We start from the raw sequence: 1,592 nt of genomic DNA, 5'->3' as shown, positions 1-1,592 counted from the left end.
CCCTGGTATAGGATCACAAGGGTAATAGAAAACTGGACTTTGCAAATTGGCCATGAACTGTTGTTGGCTACCATCTGGTAGATAGAGAGTCATTGTCAAGGGAATCGGGTCTAAGATCTTGACAGGCTCGCTAACAGCTTTAAAAGCGAATTGGACAGTTTCCCCAGCAGTAATTGGTTGGTCTTTATCTAGTATTGCCCGGATGGTAAGAGGTTTTGACAGTAACTGTGGTTCTTCTACTAACTCTTTTGTCTCATTATAGCCGCAAGCAGTAATCAATAACGGGCTAATCAATAGGGCAATGGCGAAGACAGTTTTACGAATGTACATGGTTGTTAATTTTATCGCTATTTGCTATCAAAGACGCCAAGTTGTCCTAAAAAGTTCTACTGACTGCTGAGTACTTATAGCTAAATCCTGACCTTAAGATTGCTATAGTTGTACATCAATTAAAGTTGCCAAAATATCCCCACTTTCGGCAAATACTAAGGTACTATTTCCAGAAACAGTAAAACTGAGTTCATTATTTTGGAAGACATCTTGACCTGATTGGAAGCCATGAATAGTAACTGCTCCCTCACCCTCTAACAGCAAAAACTCGTCAATACCACTGCCAAGGAAAACAGTATCATTCCCAATGCCAGCACTAATAAAATTATTGCCAACTCCGGCAAAAATTAAATCATCACCCAAGCCAGTCGTAATTTGGTCATTACCAGTGCCAGCGTAGATTTTATTGTTACCGGATTGAGCATCGATCAGGTTATCTCCAGCTCCTGCGAAGATAACATTATCACCAAATTTAGTGGTAATTCTGTCATCGCCAGCGCCCATGTAGATGATATTGTCACCAAAAAGAGTAGTGATAAAGTCATCCCCATCACCAGCAAAGATTTCATTATCCCCCCTTTCCGTAGAAATTGTGTCATCCCCAGCACCAACAAAAATCTGATTGTTGTCACTTTTAACCAGGCTGATCTGGTTATCCCCCTCCCCTGCAAAGATTAAATTCTCATTACTTTCAAAGACTGTAATCACATCATCGCCAACGCCTGTGTAGACAGTATTATTGCTGCCCATACCTACGCTAACCCGATCACCCTGATTGCCTTCATTGGCGAAGATGGTATTATTCCCCCCTTGGAAAACGGTAAGATCATCCTTGCCAGTGCTAGGGAAAATAGTAGTTTTTCCACCGCTAGCTGAAATCATGTCGTCGCCCGGTGTGCCCAAAATTGTTCTCATTATCAAAATCACGCGAAACAGTTTCGAGAATGTTAAAAGTCATCGCCCAAGCTGGCGTTGTAGAAGCGCAAAGCCTTTAGCCGCTAATAATTACCATTACTAATTCCCATGACAATAATGACAGCGCCAGCATTAGACATTGATCACTTTTTTAGTCCAGTAGTAGTAAACAGCAAACTTTTTCTGCTACTGAAAAAAATTTTAGGTGAAAACCCATAGAGCTTGATTAAATACCGCCGTAGCCGTTGCCCTCGAACTGCAGCGGCACCCCGTCACGGTACTCGGGCACCCACCACTGGTAGCCGTAGCCGATCGCGGCGGCGCTCTGCGGATACGCATCCACGACA

The 1,592-nt window shown here is 43.0% G+C and carries 2 protein-coding genes; both read right to left on the bottom strand.

Features of this window, described 5'->3' with window-relative positions:
• Positions 1-330, bottom strand: a 330-nt coding sequence (locus tag F6K49_RS47485; protein WP_293109504.1) for a hypothetical protein, incomplete at its 3' end; no start/stop codon positions are given.
• A gap of 102 nt (positions 331-432) precedes the next feature.
• Complete coding sequence (locus F6K49_RS47480; protein ID WP_293109502.1) at positions 433-1,233, bottom strand: calcium-binding protein; 801 nt, start codon at positions 1,231-1,233, stop codon at positions 433-435.
• Positions 1,234-1,592 lie beyond the last annotated feature (359 nt).

This window comes from Moorena sp. SIO3I6, assembly GCF_010672095.1.
This window is presented reverse-complemented; position numbering and strand designations above follow the sequence as displayed.